The organism is Streptomyces hundungensis (genome assembly GCF_003627815.1).
Lineage (GTDB): Bacteria > Actinomycetota > Actinomycetes > Streptomycetales > Streptomycetaceae > Streptomyces > Streptomyces hundungensis_A.
On the sequence record NZ_CP032698.1, the window covers coordinates 1112952 to 1134841 of the forward strand.

A 21890-nucleotide genomic window follows, 5' to 3' on the forward strand; every position below is an offset into this window, starting at 1 on the left:
CCGTTCCTGGGCCGGGGCGAGGCGGGCGTCGCCGCTGGGTGTGTACGTGTTCGTGACTCGGGTACGCGGGTCGGCACCGCAGCCGAACACGTCGAAAGGAAGCGCAACCATGTCGAAGGTCGAAGAATCCGTTGAGGTCGCCGTCCCGGTCGGCGTCGCGTACAACCAGTGGACGCAGTTCGAGGAGTTCCCGCAGTTCATGGGCGGAGTGGAGCGCATCGAGCAGCGCACCCCGACCCTGACCCACTGGGTGACCAAGGTCGACGGCGTGTCCCGGGAGTTCGACGCCGAGATCGTCGAGCAGATCCCGGACGAGCGGGTGGCGTGGACCTCGGTGGGCGGCGACGTCCGTCAGGCGGGTGTGGTGACCTTCCACCGCCTGGACGACGGCCACACCAAGGTGATGTTGCAGCTGGAGCACGAGCCCCACGGAGTCGTCGAGAACGCGGGCGAGAAGCTCGGTCTGGTCAAGCACCAGGTCACCCAGGACCTGAAGCGGTTCAAGACGTTCATCGAGAGCCGGGGTACGGAGACCGGTGCCTGGCGCGGCCAGGTGTGAGGCGGCGCCGCGGGGTGGGCGTCGGCGCGACCGCGTCCCACCCCGCGCGACCGCGTCCCGCCCCGTCGGCCGTGGGCTTCGGCTACGAGTTCCCCGAACCCTGACGTCCCAGGGCGTGGAGGTGTTCCAGGGCCTCGCGGATCAGGCCGCGCTCCTGCCAGCCGAGCCACCGGCCCGCCTCCTGTCCAACGGCGCCGAGCGCCGCGACCTGGGCGGGGTGCAATGCCTTGGCGGGACGTTCGAGGTGCGCGGATACGACGCCTCGGCACACGCCGTCCTCGTCCAGGAGCGGAACGCTGTGACAGGCGCGGCTGCCCGCGAGGAGGATGGCGCGCCGGTCCCGTTCGCTGAAGACGGGGTGGGTGGCCACGTCGTGGACGGTGGTCAGCTCGCCGCCTTCGGCGGCCTGGGCGCATGAGGTGGTTCCGGCGCCAACGACGGCGAAGTGCTTGATGAACTGGGCGTCCAGGCCGGTGTGTTGCACGATGCGCAGCTCTTCGGCGGCCGGGTCGGCGATCTGTACGTTGCCCATGCCCGCGCCGGTGACGGCCAGCGCCTGGGAGAGCACCTCACGCAGCACCCTGCCGCGGTCGACCGCGTCGGGGGTGTCCACCCCGATCGATTCGAGCGGCGGTGGCTCCTGCGAGGGCCGGGGAAGCCATGGGCCTCCCCGGCCCTGGGGTCTTGGCGCCCGGGTCACCGCCTCCGCGAGCACCCGGAGCTTCACGTTGTGGTGCTGCGAGGCGAGCCGCAGCAGGGCGAAGGCGCTCTCGGCGTCGGGCAGCCGGTAGCGCTCCGCGAGGATCCCCTGGGCCTGCGAGATCAGCGGCCGGGTGCGGACCTGGGCCCGCAGATGGTGGGCCTCCTCGCGCAGCCGCGCGAGTTCCTCCCGCAGCACCGCCACGTCCCGGGTGTCGGGGGCGGGTTTGTCCGTCATGCGGAGGTTCCTCCGGGTGAGGGCCGGCGTGGGTCGGCTGTTCCCCACTGTTGTGTCGAAACTATTGTGTCGAAACTCGCGTCCTGCACATCACCCATGTCGTTCTGGCGAGAAGGGCTCACGCTCAACCGGCGACACTCTCCAGCACGGAGTCGTCGAAGGTCCGGGCCCCGGGCAGCCCGTGCCGGGCGGCGATCACGGCGGCGTCGATGTCCCGGGTGCCCGTGGACACGCACAGGGTGTACGCCACGTCGCCCAGGCGCTGACGGGTCGCCTCGCTTCCTTCGCTCGCCTCCAGCGCGCTGAGCGCGGTGTATTCGTCGAGGAGTTCGCGAAGCACGGCGGGGTGGGCCAGCAGCATGGGGGGAACCTCCGGTCGGGGCAGTCTGGACACGGTCTCTGCTGCCCCCAGTCACGATTCCTACACCCGGGGCCCGTTGCGGGTCCTACACCCGGGGCCCGTTACGGGCCGACGGGACGAGCCCGGCAGCGGTGGGCCGCGTACCGGCACACAGGTCCGCGAGACCGCGCACATGGCAGCGCAGCGCCCAGGGATCGACGGGCTTGATCAGCAGCCCCGCGGCGCCCATGCGGAAGGCGCGCTCGGCGAGGCGGTCGTCGCGGCCGGTGCCGGTGATGAGCAGCACCGGCACCTCGCGCGTCAGATCCAGGCGCGAGAGGTAGGACAGGGTGTCGAGGCCGTCGATGCCGGGCATCGCGACGTCCATCACCACCGCGGCGACCGGATGGCGCAGCACGGTCTTGAGGGCCTGTTCGCCGCTGGTGGCCCGCAGCAGCCTCCGGCCCAGCGGAGCCAGTACGTGTTCGAGCGCGAAGAGGTTGTCCTCGTGGTCGTCGACGAGGAGGAGCGCGCGTTCGGTAGTGGGCGGGGAGCCGGGCGGGCCGACTGCGGGCGATGGCGCGGGCATGGGCGTCTCTCCACTGATCGTCACTGGGCGATGAGCGGGAGAGCCGCTGCCTGACTCCTCCGAAATCCGAGCATAGCCAGATCCGGCCGCGTGCCGGGCGGGGATCGGTGATCCGTCCGTCGATCGATCCGCGGCGAAGGCGCCGGGAACGGGGGGTAGGGAAACCCCTCGCACTCGCTCCAGTGCCTGTCGGGCGCGCAGGCGGCTGCGGACACTCATGCGTTGGCGCGGCTCCCGCCACGAGCGGCGCCGTCAGCACACCCGTACACCCGCACACCCGCACACCCGCACACCCGCACCTGTCCGCTGCCTCCCCGACGCCCTCGCGTGTCAGCGGTGGACGCCCCCGCGCCTGAAGCGAAAGGAACCCCCACTCCTATGGAGATACCAAGAGCCGCGAGACTCTTGACGGTCGCGCTGGCCTGTCTGTCCGCGTCCGCCGTCGCCCTGCCCGCCGCCACCGCGGCCCCGGCGCCGCACCCCGCGCCACCGGCCGGCCCGGTCGCCTTCGCCGCCGCTCCCTTCACGGCCGACCCGACACCCGCCGTTCGCAGCCGGGTCGTCGACGCCGCGCAGAAGGCGTTGGCGGCCCACGCGGGCGCCGCACACCGGGCCGACGGGGACGCCTTCTTCGTCCGCAACCTGATCGTGGACCGGGACGGCTCCGCCTCCGTCCGCTTCGACCGCACGTACAAGGGCCTTCCCACCTATGGCGGCGACGTCGTCGTGCGCCTGGACAAGGACGGTACGTACCGGTCGCTCGCCACCGGTTCGGGGACCTCGGCGTCGGTCTCCACCGAGCCCCAACTGGCCGCGTCCAGCGCCGTGGACGCTTCGAAGGCCGTGTTCAGGGGACAGGTCGAGTCGGTGTCCGCCGCGCACCTCGCGGTGCGGATGGAAGGCACCGGGGCGACCTTGGTGTGGGAGACGGTCGTCAGCGGCGTGCGCCCGGACCGTACGCCGAGCCGACTGCACGTCCTGGTGGACGCCCGTACCGGCAAGGTCGTACGGACCAGTGACGAGGTGAGCACGTTCGCGGTCGAGGGGGCCGCGCGCGCCACCGCCTCGAAGGTCGGTGCGGCGGCGCGGGCCGCCGCACCGACGGCCGCCGGGACGGGCCAGTCGATCTACAGCGGAAAGGTCGCGCTCGACGTCACCCAGAGCGGCAGCGGCTACTCGATGACGGACCCCGCGCACGGCAACGGCTACACCACCAACCTCAACCACGCCACCAGCGGCACCGGTTCGGTCTTCACCAGCTCCAGCGGCACCTTCGGCAACGGCTCCACCAGCGACCCCGCCTCGGCCGGCGCGGATGTGCACTACGGCGCGGCGAAGACGTTCGACTACTACAAGAACGTGCAGGGCCGCAACGGCATCTTCGGCGACGGCCGGGGCGTGCCGTCCCGCACGCACTACGGCAACGCCTATGTGAACGCGTTCTGGGACGGCACCCAGATGACGTACGGCGACGGCCAGAACAACGCGCGTCCGCTGGTCGAACTCGACGTCGCGGGGCACGAGATGAGCCACGGTGTCAGTGGCGCGCTCACCGGCTGGGACGAGACCGGTGAGACCGGCGGCATGAACGAGGGCACCAGCGACATCTTCGGCACGATGGTCGAGTTCTACGCCAACAACCCGGTGGACACGCCCGACTACACCATGGGCGAGCTCATCAACATCAACGGTGACAACCGGCCGCTGCGCTACATGTACAACCCCTCACTCGACGGCCAGTCCCCCAACTGCTGGAACAGCAGCAACGGCGGTCTCGACCCGCACTACTCGATGGGCCCGCTGAACCACTGGTTCTTCCTCGCGGCCGTCGGCAGCGGCGACCACGGCTACGGCTCCAGCCCCACCTGCAACAACTCGACGGTGACCGGCATCGGCAACGACAAGGCCGCCAAGATCTGGTACAAGGCGCTCGCCTCCTACGCCAACAGCAGCGAGAACTACCACCAGGCACGCACCGACTCGCTGCGCGCCGCCGCTGACCTCTACGGCACGCACTGCACCGAGTACAACACCATCGACGCCGCCTGGGCGGCGGTCAGCGTCACCGGCGCCGACCCCGTTCCCGGCAGCTGCAACAGCCAGCCGGGTTCGCCTTCGGTGACCAACCCGGGCAACCAGAAGGGCACGGTCGGCACCGCCGTCTCCGTGCAGATCCAGGCGAGCGACCCGGGCGGTCAGACGCTCACCTACAGTGCGACCGGCCTGCCCGCGGGTCTTTCGATCAACTCCTCCACCGGTCTCATCAGCGGTACTCCGACGACCGCCGGCACCTCGTCGGTGACCGTCACGGCGAAGAACACCGACAACGCCACCGGCACGGCCTCCTTCACCTGGACGATCACCGACGGCGGCACGCCGCCCCAGGGCTGTGGCGATCTGCCGGCCTGGAGCGCCTCCCGCAGCTATGTGCCGGGCGACCAGGTCGCGTACAACGGCCACAAGTGGTCCTCGCAGTGGTACTCGACCGGCGCCGAGCCGGGCGCGCCCGGTTCCTGGGCCGTCTGGAAGGACGCGGGAGCCTGCTGAGTCTCCTCTGACTCCGCTCATCGCCCGCTAGTAACTCCCGCTGGGAATCGGGCCGTTGGTCTTGCGACCGGCGGCCCGGTTCCGTGCGTGGGCGCCCGGCGTGCTCATGTGGAGGACCGGGCCGCCGGATCCTCGATTGGTCTTGACCTTTCGCCGACGGCGGTCCTACATTCGGCGCGGCACCACCAAGGGCAGGTTCACGATCGATGTCCGGGGCGTGAACGAGGTTGCGTCCAAAGGGGCTTGCGATGACCGAGCCGTCCACCCTGCCGACCGGCACACGGCCGCTCACCGTCGAGCGCGGTGGGATTCTCGACACCGTACGGGCCCAGCTGGCGCGCGGCGGCGGTGTCCTGCTCACCGGCCCCGCGGGCATCGGCAGGACCACGCTCGTGTCCCAACTCGCCGCGGACTTAACAGGTTTCGGGCAGACCATGATGCGCTGCTCGCCCTGCCCCACCGAGAGGAACACCCCGTTCATCGGGCTCATCGACCTGCTGTCCGATCTCCCCGACACCGCCCTCGACGTCCTGGCCGCCCACGAGAGGGCCGTACTCGAAGACACCCTGCTGCGCAGCGCCCGCGCCCTGGAGTGCGGCAGCGGCACGGAGGGCGGTCCGGCGGCCGGGCGTGACGCGCTGGTCCTGCGGATCGCCGTCCGCAAGGTGCTCGCGGTGCTGCGCGGCGCCGGTCCGCTCCTGCTGGTCGTGGACGACGCGCAGTGGCTCGACCAGCCGACGGCGGAAATCCTCAAGTACCTTGCGCGGCGCGGCGATCCGGGCCTGTCGGTGTTGGCCACCCTGTGCTCGGGAGAGGGCCCCGAGCCCTCCCTCGTCGACCCGGTCGGGGCGCTGGAACTGTGCCCGCGTCCGGTCCGCCGGGTCGTGGTCCCGCCCATGACGGCCCACGAGGTGGCCGAGCTCCTGGAACGGCACGACCATCCGTCCTGGCCCCGCGCGCTCGTCGCACGGCTGCACCGGATGAGCGGGGGCAACCCCCGTACCGCACTGGAGCTCAGCGCCGCGCTCGACGAGCGCGTCCGAGTGGAGGGCGCCGACGTGCCCGACTGCGCCGAGCCGCTTCCCGTGCCGGACTCCCTGCGGCGGCCGATCCTCGACCGGCTCGGCGTCCTGCCCGCGCGGGCCCGTCACACGCTGGTCGTCGCGGCCACCGCCGCGCGCCCCACGGTGGAGTTGCTGCGCCGCGCGGGCTGCCCCCATGCCGCGGTCGACCTCGACGTCTGTGCTCGGCAGGGCATCATTCGCGCCCTCGCGGCCTCGGACCACGACACCATCAGGTTCCTCGATCCGCTGACGCCGATGGTGTTGTGCGCCGAGACCCCGTACGAACATCTGGTGGACGCGCACCAGGCCCTCGCCGACGCCTCCGACGACCCCGTCGAGCGCGCGCACCACATCGCCCGCCTGTCGGCGGGGCCCGATCCGGCGGTGGCGACCCGGCTCGTCGCGGCCGCCTCGGCCGCCCGGCGCCGGGGTGCGCCCAGGACCGCGGCGAGACTCGGCCGGCTGGCCGCCGAGTACACACCGGCCGGTCAGGCGTACGTCGACGTCGAGCGCAGGCTCACCGCCGCCGAGGACGGCATCGAGGCCGGTGACCTCGACTTCGCGCGGCAGCTCGCCCACCAGGTGCTGGGCGACGCCGACCGGCCGGCCGACCGGGTGCGCGCCTGGAACGTGGTCATCGACTCCTGCGGGCAGGCGATGGCCGAGATCGCGGACGTCTTCCCGGAGGCGGTGCGCGACGCGGCGGGCGACCCCGAACTGCTGGCCCAGTTGCACTACCGGATGAGCTGGCGCGCGTGGATGGTCGGCGGGTCCGCGGCACGAGCCCGTGACCACGCCGTCCGCGCCGCACGGCTCGCGGCGGGGACCGGAGACCGGCGCACCGAGCTCATGGCACTCACCCAACAGGCCTCCCTGGAACTCTTCCTGGGCCTGCCCGAAGCGGAGACGACCCTGGCCGCGGCCCTCGCCGCGCCGCACGATCCACACGCCATGGCCCATCACAACGGCCCCCTCTACCTCAAGCACCGCTTCCATCTGGTGCGCGACGAACTGGACGAAGCCAGAGCCGAGTTGCGCACCCTCGTCTACCGGCTGCGACAGCGCGGATCGGCCGACAGCCTGAGCCAGTGCCTCATCGGTCTCGCACAGGTCGAGATTCAGCGCGGACGGTGCCGGCCGGCCCTGACCCTCGCCCGGCAGAGCCTGCGCATCATCGAAGAGGCGGGCCTGAGCCAGGGTCCCGCCTGGTACGCGGTCTCGCTCGCCGAAACCGCCGGCGGCAGCTTGAGCCAGGCGCTCACCGCGGCCGAGGCGGCCGGACGGCACAGCGAGGACGACGACGACAGGCTCTTCCTGCCCCGGGCGCTGCACGCCGAGGGAAGGATCAGACTGTTCGCCGGGCAGACGGGCGCGGCGGTCGAACTCCTGCGCCGCGCGGGCCGGTTGGAGACCGCGCAGGGACAGCGGGACCCCGCGACCCGACGGTGGCACGCCGACCTCGCGGAGGCCCTGGCCGCCGACGGCGCCCCGGACGAGGCGGCGGCGGTCATCGCTCACGCCCGCGACCAGGCCGAGCGGCTCGGGCGGCCCGGCGTCCTGGCCGTACTCGGCCGGGCGTCCGCGGCGGTCGACGCGTCCCGAGGTGAACTCGCCCTGGCAGCACAGAAGTTGGAGAGTGCGGCGGTACGCCTGCGGGCCGCTGGATACCCGTGGGAAGAGGCCCGCACCAGGGCGGTCCTCGGCCGGGTCCTGCGCCGCGCCGGAGACGAGCCCGGCGCCCGCGCCGCCTTCGCGTCCGCCCTGCGCCTCTTCACCAGGGCCGACGCCCGACCGTGGATCGCGATGACCCGAGCCGAACGCGACCGCGCGGAGGACATCACGTTTCGCCCGCCCGAGGGCGGCTCGTGGTCGGATCCCCTCACGACGACGGAGCGCAGCGTCGTCGCCCGCGTCGCGCAGGGCGCGACCAACCGCGAGATCGCCACAGGTCTCGTCCTCAGCGTCAAGACCGTAGAAGCGGCTCTCACCCGCGCCTACCGCAAGCTGGGCGCGAAATCGCGGGTGGACATCACCCGCATGGTGATGGCGCCGCCCACGTCCTGAACACGGGACGCTCTCACCGACGTCCGTTCCCCGGAAGCCCGGCCATGCCACGCGGCGGCGCGCGCGGTGCCAAGGGCCGCCGTCACCGACCGGCTTCGCCTCGACTACCCTCGGCGCCACTGAAGATCACTCCATCGATTCGGTCCGGCGGTCACCGAAGCACCGTCCAGGAGACGTCGACCCATGACTGCGCCACCCTCGCCCACCGCGGCCGACCACCGGACGGGCACCCCGACCGTCCGGATCGGAGCTCTCGCACCTCTGACCCGACCCGGCTGGGCCGAGGCGGGCCACCACCTGCTCGCCGGGCTCGAGTTGGCCGTACACGACGTCAACGCGGCGGGCGGGGTTGGCGGCAGGCCTCTTGAACTGGTGGTCCGGGACACCGCGGCCGACCCCCGCGAGGCCGAGGCGGCCGTGGACGAACTGGCCCTCTTGGGCGTTGCGGCCCTGGCGGGCGAGTACCACAGCGTCGTCGCTCGCGCCGTCGCCGCCCGGGCCGACGCCCTCGGCGTGCCGTTCCTCTGCTCCTCTGCGGTTCTCGACGGGCTGACCGACCGGCCGACGGAGTGGGTCGCGCGGATCGCCCCGGCACAGTCCCACGGCTGGCGGCTGTACGCCGACTTCCTCCTCGGCGCGGGCCACACCCGCGTCGCCGTAGCGACACAGCCAAGCCTCTACTGGGCGTCGGGGACCCGCATCCTGCGCGACCATCTCACGCCGCGGGGCGGCAAGGTCATCGAGCTCGACATGAGCGCACTCACTCCCTCGGCGCTCCCCGACCGGCTCGCCGAGGAGGGTGCCACGGCTCTCCTCCTCCTGGTCGGCCACCCGGAGCCGGCCGTACCGATCGTCGAATCCGTCCGCGGCGACCGGCGCCTGAGCGGGATGCTGATCGGCGCTCCGGCCGGGCAGCCGGAGTTGCCCGAGTGGGCGACGCTCCTCGGCACCGACGGCGCCTCGATCCCCTTCCTGCGCTACCTGCCCGAGCGACTCGGCCCCCTCGGCACCCGCGTCGAGGCGGCGCTGCGTGAACGGCTGGGCGCAGCGCCCTCTTTCGTCGCCTTCGAGGGGTACGACACGATCGCCGTCCTCGCCGAGGCGCTGCGCACGCACGGCACGGACCGGGCGCGCATCGCCGCGTCATGGCCCGGCATCGCGGTCGAGGGCACCCGCGGGACGATCCGGTTCTCCCGTCCGGCGGGCATCGACGTGTGGCAGTGGGGCTGGGCGCCGGTGCGGGTGGTGGACCGGGACCCGAGCGCGACCGACCGCTTCAGAGTCCTGCACGAGGAGCGCGGACACCCCCGACCGCCCCTCGCCCCAGGGCGGTAGGGTCACCCGCATGTCAGACGCGTTGGCGACCGCCATCACCGCCGCGGCGGGGCTCGGCGGGGCGCTCCTCGGCGCCGTGCTCCCGCAGCGTTTCAACGCCCGGGAACGAGCCGCCGAGGCCGAACTCGCCGCGCTGCGGCGGTCGTTCGACGAGCGGCGCGAGGCGTACACCGCCATGAACCGGGCGTCCGAGCAGTTCAACACGCTCCTCAAGGACGCCCTGCACCGGATGCGCGACGGCGTCTACGCCGCGGACGACCGCACGCGTCTGGAGGAGTCGCGGCGGGAGTACCGCGACCGTTACGCGGCGGCTCAGATGATCGTCCCGCTGCGGATCATGGAGGCGTCGCGGGAGCTGAACAAGGTGCTCGCGGAGGTCGACGCGGCGGCCAAGCGCCTGGACCGCGGCCTCGCCGAGGAGGGGGAGAGCGCCGCGCGCCTCATCGTGATGATGCGGCATGCGGAGCCCCGGCTCGTGGCCATGCGGACGCTGATGAGGAAGGACCTGGGGATCGAGGACAGCTGAGACGGCCGACGGGCGAGCCCGAACGGGCCCTGCGCGAGCGCCAGTTGAGGTACGCCTCAGAACGCCGGGAACGCGCCGCCGGACCGATGAAACGGCTCCCGCTCGTCCCGGAGGGCCCGTGAGGCGGCGGCCACCCCACCGGAGCGCCGCCGCACCGCTCACCCCTTGAATTCCGTGACTTCGAGGTACGAGGCGAGGTGGGCCAGCGAGGAGGCGATGCCCGCTTCGTGCGCGGCCCGGTCGATACCCGGCGGTACATCCGTGGCGGTCACGGTCACCTCTGTTGTTCCGGCGCCGGCCCGGGTGAGGTCCCAGGTCATCGTCATGGTGCCCGCGTACGCCGGGTCGTCGGAGGCGAACTCCGCACGCTGCACCACGCGTTCCCCCGGCACCAGCGCGGCGAAGGCGACCTCGACGACATCTGTCGCCCCGGACGTCTTGCCCGGGCTGTCGGTGGGGTCGAGATAGGTGAGTACCATCCGGAACCCGCCGCCGGGACGCGGGTCCCACCGCTCGATCCGCCCGCGCATGCCGCCCGGCGGCAGCCAGCTCTCCAGGGCCTCGCGGTCGAGGAGCGCACGGTACACGGTCTCCGCCGGCGCGGCGATCACCCGGGAGCCGCGGTCTGTCCTGCTCATGGGCCGAGTCTAGGCCGGGGCCCCACCTCGCCGGGTCTGATGTGTCAGGTGGCTATCGTGGTGACGGCCTCGACCCCGTATGTACGGGCATAGCCGTTCTCGGTCCCGACGAGGAGGTCCACCACCTCGAAGTAGCGGTCCCAGAACGGGGTTTCGCGCAGCGCGTCGATCAGGAGCCGGTAGGCGTGGTGGCTCTCCGCCTCCCACACCCAGACGTCGGTGACCCGCGCGGAGTAGAACTCCGTGTCGTAGAAGCGTGATCGGACACCGGTGGTCCTGGCTTTGATCACGGGCAGGACCTGGGTGGTGAAGGCATCCACCCGCTCCTGGACGGTGAGAGCGAGCCACTCGGGCGTGGTCTTGACCAGCATGAATGCTGTGACGGGCGGTTCGGTTTCCTCGATGGACATCAGGAAGCAACCTCGGAAAGGACGGCGGGCTTGAGGGTCTCGGCGCACCAGCGCTCGAAGGTGGTGGGCGTCGCCGTGGCCCGGGTGCGGGTGACGCCGGCGTCGAGGCCGTCGTCCTTGGCCCGCTTCATGTCGACGACCCCTTGGGCGAACGCGTCGTTGAGCCCGTATCCGATGAGGGCGGTGTACAGCTCGTCGAACGGCTGGCGTTCGTAGCGGACAGGACGGCCGAGCTGCTCGGTCATGATGCGGGCCAGGTCGTTGGGCGACACGTCCTGGGGGCCGAGGACCGGCGCGCTGTCGACGCCGGTCCAGGAACGCTTGAGGAGGAGTCCGGCCGCGACGGCCGCGATGTCGGCGACCGCGACGAGCGGGGCCTTGTGGTCGGGGGCCACGACGTCCGTGAAGACGCCCTTCTCACGGATCGAAGCGGCCTCCTCCAGGAAGTTCTCGAAGAAGGACGGGCAAGCCAAGGCCCGGTAGGCCACGCCGCTCTCCGCGATGAGGTCGTCCATGGCGAGGGAAGCCGTGACGAGACCGGCCCGCTCGGCGACCGGCGTGCCACGGCCGAGCGCGGAAACGCCCACGACATGGCCGACTTGATGGGCGGCGAACGCCTTGACGGCAGGGAGGGCGAACGTGCTGTACGCGTCCTGCGGAGTCCGGGAAGCATCCGGCGGGACGAGCCAGAACACGGCGTCCGCACCCTCGAAGGCGCGGTCGACGACGTCGGCGTCCCCGTGCGATCCGGTGACCACCTCGACTCGTTCGCGCACCTGGTCCGGAAGCCGGGCGGGGTCGCGCACGACGACGCGCAGTTCCTCGCCGGCGGCAGGCGCGGTGTCGAGAAGGCTGGTGAGCAGATGACTGCCGATGTTCCCGGTGGGAGCGGTGATGACGATCATGAAAACCTCGTGGCTCGTGCTGTTGGGTACGTCCCTCATCCTGCGGAGGTCAACAGCACTGCCACAAGGGGAACTTCGGCACGGAATCATTGCCGGAAACGGAATAACCCTGGTGAGCAGGCCGGACGGGGAGGACGGAGGCCGGGCGGTCCGTCCGCCAAGGGTCGCCCCCCGCCCCGGGCGTCCGCGCGAGCCATTCGCCTATTGCGCACCGGATTTCAGGGCGCCTCTCTTTACCACATCACATTCGGCGGAAAAGCAATACGATGGCCGAGCGTACGTGAAATACGACGCGGCGCCTCCCGTCGGGATTTTCCGACGGAGATGGCGCCGCGCCGTATTTTAGGACCTCTTTATCGAGGCGTCAGGGACTCTTTGCGCGAGCCCGCCCGCGGTATTAGCGGTCGCAGACCTTGTGCGCCTTGTGCCAGGTCTTGGTCCAGTACCCCGGGTGCACCTTGCCGTGCCGGTCGCGCGTCGCCCTGTGCCAGGTCTTCGTCCAGTGCCCCTTGACCACGTGGCACCGGTGCTTGCCGCCGTGATCCGCGACCGCGACCGTGTGCTGCGAAGCCGCTTCCGCGACGCCGACGGAGGAGAAGGCGACTCCTCCGGCCAGTGCGGCAGTAGCGGCCCCCAGAGCGATCACGCGCTTCACGCCTTGAATCATGACCCCACCATTCTGCTTTTTCAGCACCCGACGACTTGAACAGGGACATTTTTATCACTGATGTCCCGATGAAATGTGGGTGCCGATCGGGCGCGCGGGAGCATTAAGCAGTTGCGAGTTAAACCACGCACGCCCCCGGAAAAGAGCGGTCCTATTGGGGGTTCACTTCGATTCCGTGTCCCATTGTGGCGGGGCTGCCGGAACGATGCCGCGCGGGCGCGCCTAGCGGCGACGGCGGCCCGCCCAGCCGTTGCCGATCCCCGCTACGTGCAGAGCCAGCAGGGCCAGCCCGATGAGCATGACGTTCGTGGACGTGAACACATCGTTGGTCGACATGTCCGCGGCGTTGATCAGAAACGCGATCGCGAACAGAACGGCTGCGCCGATGGCCAGCATGGCATCTCCCCTATCCGGTTGGTGCTCGCCGAGTACCCCCACGTCACCAGCGGGAACCCTCGGGAACCCCGCCGCGTTCGAGAGTTCGCCGAAGGCTGGTCGCGGCTCCAACCGGCGCTCCCTGTCGGGTCATTGCATGCTGGCGGCGGGGCGGACGACGATCTCGTTGACGTCGACCTGCGGGGGCTGCGCAAGGGCGTAGGCGATGGCGTCGGCGATGGCGGAAGCGGGCAGGGCCACGGCGCGGTACGTCTTCATGGCCTGGCGGGCGGCCGGGTCGGAGATGTGCTCGGCCAGTTCGGACTCGGTCACTCCAGGGGAGACGAGAGTGACACGGATGTCCCCGGTGGACTCCTGTCGGAGCCCTTCGGAGATCGCCCGGACGGCGAACTTGGTGGCGCAGTAGACGGCCGCGGTGGGCGAGATCTCGTACGCGCCCACGGAGGCGATGTTCACGAAGTGGCCCCCGCCCTGTGCGCGCATCACGGGCAGGGCGGCGGCGATGCCGTGCAGGACTCCGCGGACGTTCACGTCGAGCATGCGGTCCCACTCGTCGGTCCTGAGGGCGTCCAGCGGCGAGAGCGGCATCACTCCGGCGTTGTTGACGAGCACGTCCAGTCGGCCGTAGCGCTCGCGGGCGGCGTGCACGAAGCTGCGTACATCGGCCGCGTCCGTCACGTCCAGCCGCTGGAACACCGCTGTTCCGCCTGCCTCGTTGATCTCCTCGGCCAGCACATCGAGGCGGTCGGTGCGCCGCGCTCCGAGGAACAGGCGGTGCCCCTCGGCGGCAAGGCGGCGCGCGGTCGCCTCGCCGATCCCGCTGCTCGCCCCGGTGACGGCCACGGCCTTGGCCGTCGTCCCCGCCCTGCGTTCTGTCATGCGCGACGTCATGCGTGCTGTCATGCGTGGTTGTCCTCTCGGTACGGCCTGGTTGACCCGACCGAGTCTGGGCCGGTGGGAGACCCCGGACCAGGACGTGTCCCGACTGGGTGCCCCACACCCCGGCAGCCGGACGGCTGAGCATGCGAAAACCCCGCCGTCGACCGGGCGGCATGTGCGGCGAGGAGCCGGATGCGGGACGGTCGGGGCGGGGTGGCCCGGCAGAGAGCCGGGCGGCGGAGTCGGCCGGCGACTCAGACGAGTTCGGGCTGCGGCCCTGCCTGCGGTTCCAGGTGCCGTACCGGTTCGGCCTGCGGCTCCCACATCCTGGTGGTCCGCACGAAGTAATGGATCACGGAGACCATCGCCAGAATCAGCAGCGGTCCGAACACCCAGGGGTGTTCGGCCATGGGCATCGACAGATAGCGATAGGACAGCAGGAGCGCGGCGAAGACCGTCGCACCGTAGGCGACCAGCTGCGTTCCCGACCGGTCCCAGCCACGGGCGAGCGAGCGCAGGGCGGCCTCGATCGTGAGCGCGAAGACCACTCCGGCGATGATGTCCGTGCCGTAGTGATAGCCGAATCCGAGCGTCGCGCCGAGGGTGGCGATCAACCAGAAGGCGCCCGCGTAGCGAAGGGCTCGGGGGCCCTTGCGGGAGTGAATGAAAATGGTGGTGGCCCACGCGGTGTGCAGGCTCGGCATGCAGTTGCGCGGGGTGAACTCATTGAACGGCATGTGGTGCGGGACGCTGATCGACGCCGAGTTCGGCCAGACATTGGCGACCGCCCAGTGCCCACCGTCGGCGCCATAGGCGAAAATGGGTCCGACCACCGGGTAAATCATGTAGAAGGCCGGCCCGAGAAGGCCGATCACCAGGAACGTACGCACCAAGTGGTGGGCCGGGAAACGGCGTTCGGTCGATACGTTGCGCAGCTGGTACAGGGCGACGATGACCGCCATCACGGCGAGCTGGATGTAGACATAGTCGAGAACGTGGGCGCCGATCGGGCCGGTGGACCGGACGAATCGACCTATCAGCCACGACGGGTTGCCGAGGGCGTGGTCGGCGGTCGCCACGTACTGGTCGAGCACCGTCGGGCGGGTCTTCGACGTGATGAGCAGCCAGGTGTCGCCCGTCTTACGGCCGGCCACGAGGAGCAGCCCGAGGCCGACGCCCTTCAGCAGCAGGACGCGTTCCTGGCCCGTGCGGCGGGTGACCGCGATGACCACGCAGGCCAAAATCACCCACAGTGCGCCATTGCCGAACATCATCTTGGCGTCGACGGCCCAGCGCACCAGGAAGAAAACGATGTCGATGCCGATGGCGGCGGCGATCGCGATGAAGCGTTGCCGCCAGGTGAGCACAACCATCATCAATGCCATGCTGGCGTAAAGGAGGGGCCCGGACTTCGGAGCGAATATCACCTCTTTCGCCTGGTTGGTGATCGGCCCTGGCAGGCCGTAATGACGCGCGGCGATTTCCAGCGCGACGAGGAACCCCAGGGCCACCACAGCCGCCGCAGTCCACAGCATCGCCCGTGGTTGACGCCACACGGAAGAAATTCTGCCGTTTATTCGCGAAGGGTTTCGCGATGATATCGATGTCAATTGATTGGCCGATTGCTAGAAGATTGTCGAGTAACAGGGTCACTCTTCGTGTTGGATTGCGTGGCTCCGGTGAAGGGCGGCGCCGATGACGGTTGTCATCAGCGCCGATCATGTTATCCGAGCGATCCGGGTGGGTTTCCCTGTCATGGGCAGCACATACCGATCGGCCCACCGGGCGGAGGCTCAGGACGCGTCCCGGAGGCGGTGACGGAGGTGGTCGTAGGCCCAGGCCGCCAGCGTGGTCGGGGTGGTGGTCTTGACGGTGCGGGGCTGCTCGGGGACGAACTCCTCGCGGAGCCCCGTCGACATTCCGAGCACGGCCTCGACCATCCCGTCGGGCATCCCGGCCTCGTGCAGTCGGGCGCGCATGTCATCGTCCGTGATCCGCTCGACGCCGATTCGCCGTCCGGTCGCCGCGGTGAGGATGCTCGCCACCTGACGCCAGCTGAGGTCGGCCGGCCCGTGCACCGCCTGGACGCATCGGCCCGACCACGCGGAGGACAGCAGGCGGCCCGCGGCCACCTCCGCGATGTCGCGCGGCGCCACCCATGCCATCGGCTGGTCGAGCGGAAGGACCACCTGGAGGAGCCCGGCGCGTACGGCGTCCAGTTGCAGTTCGAGGTTGGTGAAGAAGTAGCCGCAGCGAAGATGGGTGACGTCCACGCTGGTGTCGTCCAGGGCCTGCTCCGTGTGGGCGAGACCGTCGATCTCGCCGGCCCCCCGACGCTTCTCGGCGCCGACGCTGCTCTGGAAGACGACCCGGCCGATCCGGTTCTCGGTGACGGCGCGCACCACGCTCGTGGTGGCCCTGGTGTAGTCGGCGAGGGGGTCCTCGCCGCCGGTGCTCGGGTCCACCCAGTACAGGGCGTCAACCCCGCGGGTGGCGGCCACCACGGCATCGGCGTCGTACTGGTCGACCTTCACGGCGTCCACCTCCCCCGTGATCCCGGCGGCCAGACGGCTCGGATCGCGCAGCAGGACGCGCGGCCGCACCCCCGCCCGGACCAGTGCGGAGACGACATGGCGGCCGACGTTGCCGGTCGGTGTCGTGACGGCGATCTGCATGACTGCCTCCCATGCGACGGACACACCCCGGCGCGGACCCGCCTGCCTCGCGCGGGGCCGACGCATCCCTTCGGGGACTCGGCCCCAGGTTAAGAGCAGAGGCGGCCGATACCTGTCCTCCTCTCCTGCGAGGCTTGACCCATGGACCTCGATCCGGCGACCAGGACCCTGACCCTGCTGACCCTGCTGCGTTCGGGGGGCGAATGGACCGCCGCCGACCTGGCCGAGCGGCTGGGGACCAGCGTCCGCACCGTACGGCGCGACGCCCAGCGGCTGCGTCGTCTGGGGTACGCGGTCGAGGCCCGTCCAGGGCCGGGCAGCGCCTATCGGCTGAGCCCCGAAGTCGCGCTCCCCCCGCTGCTGTTCACCGCCGACGAGGTCACCGCGATGGTGGCGGGGCTGCATCTGATCCGCGCCTGGTTCCCCCAGGAGTCCGTCGCGTCGAGTGCCCTGCTCAAGCTCGACCAGGTCCTGCCCCGCCCACTGCGCAGACGCGCCGCCGCCACCGACTTCGCGACGGAGGTCCTTGAGCAGCCCGGTACGGGGCTCGCGGCGGCGACCGTCGGGGTGATCGCCGACGCGGTGGCCTCGGACGGGAGGCTGCGGTTCCGGTACGCCGACGGGCACGGCCGGCACTCGACCCGTCTGGTGGAGCCCTATCGGCACTTCCTGCGCGCGGGGCAGTGGTACCTCATCGCCTTCGACGTCGACCGGGACGACTGGCGGACGTTCCGCCTGGACCGGATCACCGACATCACCACGGTGGCGGGCACGTATCAGCCCCATGCGTTCCCCGACGCGTCCATCGAGCACTGGCTGACTACGGACTTCGGCCGGGCGCCCGCGTCCTCGTCGGGGCCGGTCGCGCCGCCGGAACAGTAGAGCCGTCGAGAGCCGGGCACTTTGCCCGCGGGAGAACGGCCGCTCCCCCGCGGCCCCGACGCGCGCATCCGTGGTCACCGCGCGGTGGGCAGCAGCCGTACGTCACCCTCGGGGAGCTTGACCCACCAGTGGTGGTAGCGGCTGTAGGGCGTCGGCTCGCGATCGGCGAGAAGGACGCCCAGGGACCGGGCCTCCTCGGCGAGCCCCTTCCACGTGGCCCGTGAGAGGGGGTGGAAGGCCGTCGCCTCGATGCCGTCGGCGAGTGGCCGCCACACCCCGGCGACATAGCCGTCCACCAGCAGGGTCGGCAGCACGTCGCCGTTATTCCTGATCACCAGCGGGCGGTACGCCGGCGGGATCACCCGGCCACGGTCGGCGTAGGCCAGCAGGACGCTGTCCCACATGGCCATGAGCCGGGGCGGGGCCGGGGTGTCCGAGGGCGGGCGGGGCGCGTCGGGAAGGTCGAACAGCGCGGTGCCGTCCGGCCCTTGGAGGTGCTCGACGGTGTCCTCCAGGGCGCGCAGGGCCTCGCGTACCAGGGAGCGCTGCACCATCGCGAACTGTGCGACGTCCGCCACGGAGGCGGGCCCGAACCCGGCCAGATAGCGCAGGATCAGCGTCCTCAGGGCGTCCGGGTCCGCTGCCCGCCCGGTGGGGGCGGCGCCGGTGCCGGACGCGACGAACGACGGCCGGTGTCCGAAGGACCAGGGCGCGTCCGTCGCGGAGTGGAGCAGCGGCGCGTACGCCCTCAGCCCCCACCAGCACCCGTCCCGCTTCTCCGCTCCGACCCGCTCCTCGATCCATCCCCGCATCTCAGCCATGGTCCGCGGCCGGTCGGCGAAGGCGAGCAGCTCCGGCACCAGCGCCTCGGCGTCCTTGGGCGTCAGCCCCGCCGCGGCGAAGCGGTAGCCGAGCCGGGACCCGTACAGCGTCGCTTGCAGCGCCGCGCGGAGGTCCGGGTAGTCCTCGGCGAGCACCGCATGCAGGGTGAGCCGCATCAGCGTCGCCTTGACGACCGAGCGTCGCGCGAAGGCGTCGTCCAGCGCGGCCGGGTCGAAGCCGGAGAGGCGGTTCCACAGCGCGATGTACGGGGAGGCCGGCTGCTGCGCCTGGAGCGCCACCACCTGCCTCATGCCCTGCGCAACCGTCAACGGCGCTCGTTCCAGGAGGAGTTGGCGGCTCAGACCGGCCCTGTTGAGCTCCCGCTCGGTGATCTTCATGGCGCCGGATTCTGCCCGAGCCCGACCCCACCCGCCAACGCCGACCGCCGCCGCGCCGCAGCGCAGCGCAGCGCAGCGCAGCGCAGCGCAGCGCAATGAAACAGTCAAGCGTTTCTCATCCAGGTCAAGCTTCACTCTCGTCGGCACATCATCGAGGCTCGCCCGGAATAGTCGCCTGGGGAAACGGGTTCAACTCGTCCGTACCCCTCTCGGGGGCCGCCGCCGACCTCTCCCCGCCTCCGGAGGCTCCGTAATGTCCCAGCCGACGACCGACCAGCAGACCGCACCGCGCGGCGTACGCGGTGTCGTCCCCGTACTGGCCTTCGCAGGTATCACGGTCGCGGTGATGCAGACCCTGCTCGTGCCGGTCATCAAGGACCTGCCGACGCTGCTCGGCACCTCACCCTCCAACGCCACCTGGGTCATGACCTCGACGCTGCTCGCCGGCGCCGTATCCACCCCGATCATGGGCCGGCTCGGCGACCTGTACGGCAAGCGCCGCATGCTCCTTGCCAGCCTCGCCATCATGGTCGTGGGCTCGCTGATCGCGGGCTTCACCAGTGAGCTCCTCGTGATGATCGGCGGCCGCGCCCTCCAGGGCTTCGCCATGGGCGCCATCCCGCTCGGCATCGGCCTGATGCGTGACGAGCTGCCCCGAGAGAAGCTCGGCTCGGCGATGGCCCTGATGAGTTCCTCCATAGGCGTCGGCGGCGGGCTCGCCCTGCCGCTGGCGGCGCTGGTCGCCCAACACGCCGACTGGCACGCCCTGTTCTTCGCCTCGGCGGGCCTGGGCGTGGTGGCCATGGCGCTCACCCTCCTCTTCGTACCGGAGAGCACTGTGAAGGCCCAGGGCACCTTCGATGTGCTCGGCGCGCTCGGCCTCTCCGCGGGTCTGGTCCTGCTGCTGCTTCCGATCACCAAGGGCAGCGACTGGGGCTGGGGCTCGGCCACCACGCTCGGCCTGCTCGGCTCGGCCGTCCTCGTGCTCGTCCTGTGGGGCGTGATGGAGCTGCGCGTCGCGGCGCCGCTGGTGAATCTGCGCACCTCCGCCCGGCGTGAGGTGCTGCTCACCAACCTCGCCTCGACGATGGTGGGAGTCGCCTTCTACGCCATCTCGCTCGTCCTGCCCCAGCTGCTCCAACTGCCCACCGCCACCGGGTACGGGCTCGGCCAGTCCATGGTCGTCGCCGGTCTGTGTGTCGCGCCGCTCGGTGTGACGATGATGCTGACCGCCCCGATCTACGCCCGGCTCTCGGCCACGTACGGCCCGAAGACCACGCTGATCCTCGGCATGCTGATCATCGCGATCGGATACGGGGCGGGGCTCGGCCTGATGAGCGCCGCCTGGCAGACCATCGTGATCTCGGTGATCGTCGGCGCGGGCATCGGTCTCGCCTACTCCTCCCTGCCGGCGCTGATCATCGGAGCGGTCGACCCGTCCGAGACGGGCGCCGCCAACGGCCTCAACACCCTGATGCGCTCGATCGGCACGTCGGTGTCGAGCGCCGTCATCGGCATGGTGCTCGCCAACACCTCGGAGAACTTCGGTCCGGTCCCGCTCCCGACCATGCACGGCTTCCGTGTCTCGTTCCTGATCGCGACCGGCGCGGTGGCCGGGGGCCTGCTGCTCGCCGTGTTCCTGCCCAAGGGCCGCCCCGCCCTCAAGCCGCAACTGCGGGCCAGCAGCGAGGAGGACGCGGTCCTGGAGCGGGTCACCGAGGCGCTGGCCGCCTTCCACGGCCAGGTCGTCGGCGCGTCCGGCGCTCCGGTGGCCCACGCCAAGGTCACGTTGATCGACCACCACGGCCGCCAGGCCGGCGCCGCGCACACCGACGGGAGCGGCCGGTACGCGGTGCCGGTGCCCCGGGGCGGCGCCTATGTGCTGGCCGCGACGGCCGCGGGCCACGCGCCCCGGGCGTCCTCGGCCACCCACCATGGGGGCGACGGCCCGGTCACGGTGGACCTGGCGCTGCCGATGCCCGCTCTCTAGGCGACGCTTCGGGCCGGCCCGCGAGCGCTCAGGACATCGTCCTCATGCGTTCTCCCGGACCGGCCTGCGGAGCAGGTAGACGGCCGCGACCGAGGCCAGGACCGCCATGCAGGCGATGAAGGCGAGCCCCGCCCCTTCCAGGCCGAGGGGCCCCACCAGTACGCCCACCCCGATCACCGGCACCGAGATGCCCGTGTAGGCCACCACGAAGAGCGTGGAGATCACCGCGGCGCGCCGGCCCTCGGGGGATGCCTCGGCCACCGCGGACAGGGCCGCGCGAAACGTCAGGCCCTGTCCGCAGCCGCCGACCAGCGCGCTCAGCACGATGAGCGGCAGCAGGTCCCAGCGGAGGGCCCCCGCGAGCAGCGCGAGTCCGAGCAGCAGGGCGACACAGCCCAGGGGCAGGGACCGGCGCAGCCCCACCGTCCCGACGGCCAACTGCCCGCCGGTCGAGGCGAAGAAGGCGAGCGCGACGATCAGCCCGGTCACGGCATGGTTGTGGACGCTCAGCGACTCGGTGAGGAAGGCGGGGCTCACCGAGGTGAAGACCCCGAACAGCGCGAACCCCACGAACGAGGCGATCGCCGCGGGCACGAACACCGGACGCACCTGCGGGGGCAGCCCGGGGCGCTGGGCCCGCGCGCTGCTCAGAGCCTGTCGCTCGCGGACGGTTTCGGGAAGCCACAGCACCACCGCGGCCGAGCCGATCACCAGCGCCAGGTGCACGACGAACGGCAGCACCAGCGGCCGGCCGGCGTACTGCGCGAGCAGGCCCGCGAGCAGCGGGCCACAGCCGAGGCCGCCCATGTTGGCGGCGGTCGCCACGAACGTGGCCCGCGCGGCGCCGTCGCGCGGCGCCAGGTCCATGACGTACGCCGTGGCCGCGCCGGTGAACAGGCCGGCTGAGAGTCCCGAGAACAGCCGGCCCGCGTACAGCCAGCCCAGTCCGTTCGCGCACAGGAAGCAGACCGCGCTCGCGGCCGCGAAGCCCAGGCCCCACAGCAGCACCGGGCGCCTGCCCACCGTGTCCGACACGTTGCCCGCCAGCAGGAGCACGCCGATGACCCCGAAGGCGTAGACGGCGTACACGACCGTGACGGTCAGTTCGGAGAACCCGAACTTGTCCTGGTAGAGGCCGTACAGCGGGGTCGGCAGCGTGGTGCCGGTCATGCACACGGCGAACACCACCCCGCCGAGCAGACATTGACGCCATCCTCGAAGATCACCGTCCATGCCACCGAAGGTAGCGCCGCGAACCGCTCCGCTC

At 71.2% G+C, this 21890-nt stretch carries 20 protein-coding genes; 7 read left to right on the forward strand and 13 right to left on the reverse strand.

Going from position 1 to position 21890, the window contains the following annotated elements; translation table 11 throughout:
- The first annotated feature begins 109 nt into the window (after positions 1-109).
- Complete coding sequence (locus tag DWB77_RS05060; protein ID WP_120720088.1) at positions 110-559, forward strand: SRPBCC family protein; 450 nt, start codon at positions 110-112, stop codon at positions 557-559.
- A gap of 82 nt (positions 560-641) precedes the next feature.
- On the opposite strand, the gene DWB77_RS05065 is transcribed toward DWB77_RS05060, so the two are convergent.
- The 3 genes from DWB77_RS05065 to DWB77_RS05075 form a co-directional block, all read right to left on the reverse strand.
- The gene (locus tag DWB77_RS05065) at positions 642-1496 is read right to left on the reverse strand and encodes a GAF and ANTAR domain-containing protein (RefSeq protein WP_120720089.1); all 855 of its coding nucleotides are present in this window, start codon (positions 1494-1496) and stop codon (positions 642-644) included.
- A 124-nt stretch (positions 1497-1620) separates the two neighbouring features.
- A complete protein-coding gene (locus DWB77_RS05070) occupies positions 1621-1857 on the reverse strand; it encodes a DUF5133 domain-containing protein (protein ID WP_120720090.1) in 237 nt (78 codons plus the stop codon).
- 85 nt (positions 1858-1942) lie between these two features.
- Positions 1943-2425 carry a response regulator gene (locus DWB77_RS05075; RefSeq protein WP_120720091.1) on the reverse strand — a complete coding sequence of 161 codons (483 nt, stop codon included), beginning with the start codon at positions 2423-2425 and terminating at the stop codon, positions 1943-1945.
- Positions 2426-2803: 378 nt separating this feature from the next.
- Here DWB77_RS05075 and DWB77_RS05080 point away from each other — a divergent pair, with 378 nt between their 5' ends.
- From DWB77_RS05080 to DWB77_RS05095, 4 genes are all read left to right on the forward strand, one after another.
- Positions 2804-4972: a M4 family metallopeptidase gene (locus DWB77_RS05080; protein ID WP_120720092.1), complete on the forward strand. Its 2169-nt coding sequence runs from the start codon at positions 2804-2806 to the stop codon at positions 4970-4972.
- A 248-nt stretch (positions 4973-5220) separates the two neighbouring features.
- A complete protein-coding gene (locus DWB77_RS05085; RefSeq protein ID WP_120720093.1) occupies positions 5221-8100 on the forward strand; it encodes a helix-turn-helix transcriptional regulator in 2880 nt (959 codons plus the stop codon).
- A 183-nt stretch (positions 8101-8283) separates the two neighbouring features.
- The gene (locus tag DWB77_RS05090; RefSeq protein ID WP_120720094.1) at positions 8284-9435 is read left to right on the forward strand and encodes an ABC transporter substrate-binding protein; all 1152 of its coding nucleotides are present in this window, start codon (positions 8284-8286) and stop codon (positions 9433-9435) included.
- Positions 9436-9445: 10 nt separating this feature from the next.
- Positions 9446-9961, forward strand: coding sequence for a hypothetical protein (locus tag DWB77_RS05095; RefSeq protein ID WP_120720095.1), 516 nt, complete (start codon positions 9446-9448; stop codon positions 9959-9961).
- Positions 9962-10119: 158 nt separating this feature from the next.
- On the opposite strand, the gene DWB77_RS05100 is transcribed toward DWB77_RS05095, so the two are convergent.
- From DWB77_RS05100 to DWB77_RS05135, 8 genes are all read right to left on the reverse strand, one after another.
- Complete coding sequence (locus DWB77_RS05100) at positions 10120-10599, reverse strand: SRPBCC family protein (RefSeq protein WP_120720096.1); 480 nt, start codon at positions 10597-10599, stop codon at positions 10120-10122.
- 44 nt (positions 10600-10643) lie between these two features.
- The gene (locus tag DWB77_RS05105) at positions 10644-11009 is read right to left on the reverse strand and encodes a darcynin family protein (RefSeq protein ID WP_120720097.1); all 366 of its coding nucleotides are present in this window, start codon (positions 11007-11009) and stop codon (positions 10644-10646) included.
- A complete protein-coding gene (locus tag DWB77_RS05110; RefSeq protein ID WP_120720098.1) occupies positions 11009-11914 on the reverse strand; it encodes an NAD(P)H-binding protein in 906 nt (301 codons plus the stop codon). Before DWB77_RS05110 ends, DWB77_RS05105 begins: the two co-directional genes overlap by 1 nt.
- Before the next feature lie 397 nt (positions 11915-12311).
- Entirely contained in the window at positions 12312-12569 is a 258-nt protein-coding gene (locus DWB77_RS05115; protein ID WP_246033415.1) for a hypothetical protein, read from the reverse strand.
- Positions 12570-12803: 234 nt separating this feature from the next.
- On the reverse strand, positions 12804-12977 hold the full coding sequence (locus DWB77_RS05120) for a hypothetical protein (protein ID WP_120720100.1): 174 nt from the start codon (positions 12975-12977) through the stop codon (positions 12804-12806).
- 129 nt (positions 12978-13106) lie between these two features.
- Positions 13107-13856 (reverse strand): SDR family oxidoreductase, encoded by a 750-nt coding sequence (locus DWB77_RS05125; RefSeq protein ID WP_120727376.1) that lies wholly within the window; start codon positions 13854-13856, stop codon positions 13107-13109.
- Positions 13857-14110: 254 nt separating this feature from the next.
- Entirely contained in the window at positions 14111-15391 is a 1281-nt protein-coding gene (locus DWB77_RS05130) for a phosphatase PAP2 family protein (protein WP_120720101.1), read from the reverse strand.
- Between the two features lie 258 nt (positions 15392-15649).
- Complete coding sequence (locus DWB77_RS05135; RefSeq protein ID WP_120720102.1) at positions 15650-16531, reverse strand: NAD(P)H-binding protein; 882 nt, start codon at positions 16529-16531, stop codon at positions 15650-15652.
- 141 nt (positions 16532-16672) lie between these two features.
- On the opposite strand from DWB77_RS05135, the gene DWB77_RS05140 reads away from it, so the two are divergent.
- Entirely contained in the window at positions 16673-17413 is a 741-nt protein-coding gene (locus DWB77_RS05140) for a helix-turn-helix transcriptional regulator (RefSeq protein WP_120720103.1), read from the forward strand.
- Positions 17414-17487: 74 nt separating this feature from the next.
- On the opposite strand, the gene DWB77_RS05145 is transcribed toward DWB77_RS05140, so the two are convergent.
- Positions 17488-18633, reverse strand: a complete 1146-nt coding sequence (locus DWB77_RS05145; protein WP_120720104.1) for a winged helix DNA-binding domain-containing protein — start codon at positions 18631-18633, stop codon at positions 17488-17490.
- 253 nt (positions 18634-18886) lie between these two features.
- On the opposite strand from DWB77_RS05145, the gene DWB77_RS05150 reads away from it, so the two are divergent.
- Positions 18887-20623 (forward strand): MFS transporter, encoded by a 1737-nt coding sequence (locus DWB77_RS05150; protein ID WP_120720105.1) that lies wholly within the window; start codon positions 18887-18889, stop codon positions 20621-20623.
- Positions 20624-20665: 42 nt separating this feature from the next.
- Here the strand turns inward: DWB77_RS05150 and DWB77_RS05155 are convergent, their stop codons facing one another.
- On the reverse strand, positions 20666-21856 hold the full coding sequence (locus DWB77_RS05155; RefSeq protein WP_120720106.1) for an MFS transporter: 1191 nt from the start codon (positions 21854-21856) through the stop codon (positions 20666-20668).
- Positions 21857-21890: the final 34 nt, after the last annotated feature.

Excerpts from the sequence above, each read along its gene's own strand:
- DWB77_RS05130 (WP_120720101.1), bottom strand. The coding sequence starts at position 15,391 with ATGCTGTGGACTGCGGCGGCTGTGGTGGCCCTGGGGTTCCTCGTCGCG.
- DWB77_RS05090 (WP_120720094.1), top strand. The coding sequence starts at position 8,284 with ATGACTGCGCCACCCTCGCCCACCGCGGCCGACCACCGGACGGGCACC.
- DWB77_RS05120 (WP_120720100.1), bottom strand. The coding sequence starts at position 12,977 with ATGCTGGCCATCGGCGCAGCCGTTCTGTTCGCGATCGCGTTTCTGATC.
- DWB77_RS05080 (WP_120720092.1), top strand. The coding sequence starts at position 2,804 with ATGGAGATACCAAGAGCCGCGAGACTCTTGACGGTCGCGCTGGCCTGT.
- DWB77_RS05100 (WP_120720096.1), bottom strand. The coding sequence starts at position 10,599 with ATGAGCAGGACAGACCGCGGCTCCCGGGTGATCGCCGCGCCGGCGGAG.
- DWB77_RS05150 (WP_120720105.1), top strand. The coding sequence starts at position 18,887 with ATGTCCCAGCCGACGACCGACCAGCAGACCGCACCGCGCGGCGTACGC.
- DWB77_RS05110 (WP_120720098.1), bottom strand. The coding sequence starts at position 11,914 with ATGATCGTCATCACCGCTCCCACCGGGAACATCGGCAGTCATCTGCTC.
- DWB77_RS05105 (WP_120720097.1), bottom strand. The coding sequence starts at position 11,009 with ATGTCCATCGAGGAAACCGAACCGCCCGTCACAGCATTCATGCTGGTC.
- DWB77_RS05155 (WP_120720106.1), bottom strand. The coding sequence starts at position 21,856 with ATGGACGGTGATCTTCGAGGATGGCGTCAATGTCTGCTCGGCGGGGTG.
- DWB77_RS05145 (WP_120720104.1), bottom strand. The coding sequence starts at position 18,633 with ATGAAGATCACCGAGCGGGAGCTCAACAGGGCCGGTCTGAGCCGCCAA.
- DWB77_RS05140 (WP_120720103.1), top strand. The coding sequence starts at position 16,673 with ATGGACCTCGATCCGGCGACCAGGACCCTGACCCTGCTGACCCTGCTG.
- DWB77_RS05065 (WP_120720089.1), bottom strand. The coding sequence starts at position 1,496 with ATGACGGACAAACCCGCCCCCGACACCCGGGACGTGGCGGTGCTGCGG.
- DWB77_RS05085 (WP_120720093.1), top strand. The coding sequence starts at position 5,221 with ATGACCGAGCCGTCCACCCTGCCGACCGGCACACGGCCGCTCACCGTC.
- DWB77_RS05125 (WP_120727376.1), bottom strand. The coding sequence starts at position 13,856 with ATGACAGAACGCAGGGCGGGGACGACGGCCAAGGCCGTGGCCGTCACC.
- DWB77_RS05060 (WP_120720088.1), top strand. The coding sequence starts at position 110 with ATGTCGAAGGTCGAAGAATCCGTTGAGGTCGCCGTCCCGGTCGGCGTC.
- DWB77_RS05075 (WP_120720091.1), bottom strand. The coding sequence starts at position 2,425 with ATGCCCGCGCCATCGCCCGCAGTCGGCCCGCCCGGCTCCCCGCCCACT.
- DWB77_RS05070 (WP_120720090.1), bottom strand. The coding sequence starts at position 1,857 with ATGCTGCTGGCCCACCCCGCCGTGCTTCGCGAACTCCTCGACGAATAC.
- DWB77_RS05135 (WP_120720102.1), bottom strand. The coding sequence starts at position 16,531 with ATGCAGATCGCCGTCACGACACCGACCGGCAACGTCGGCCGCCATGTC.
- DWB77_RS05095 (WP_120720095.1), top strand. The coding sequence starts at position 9,446 with ATGTCAGACGCGTTGGCGACCGCCATCACCGCCGCGGCGGGGCTCGGC.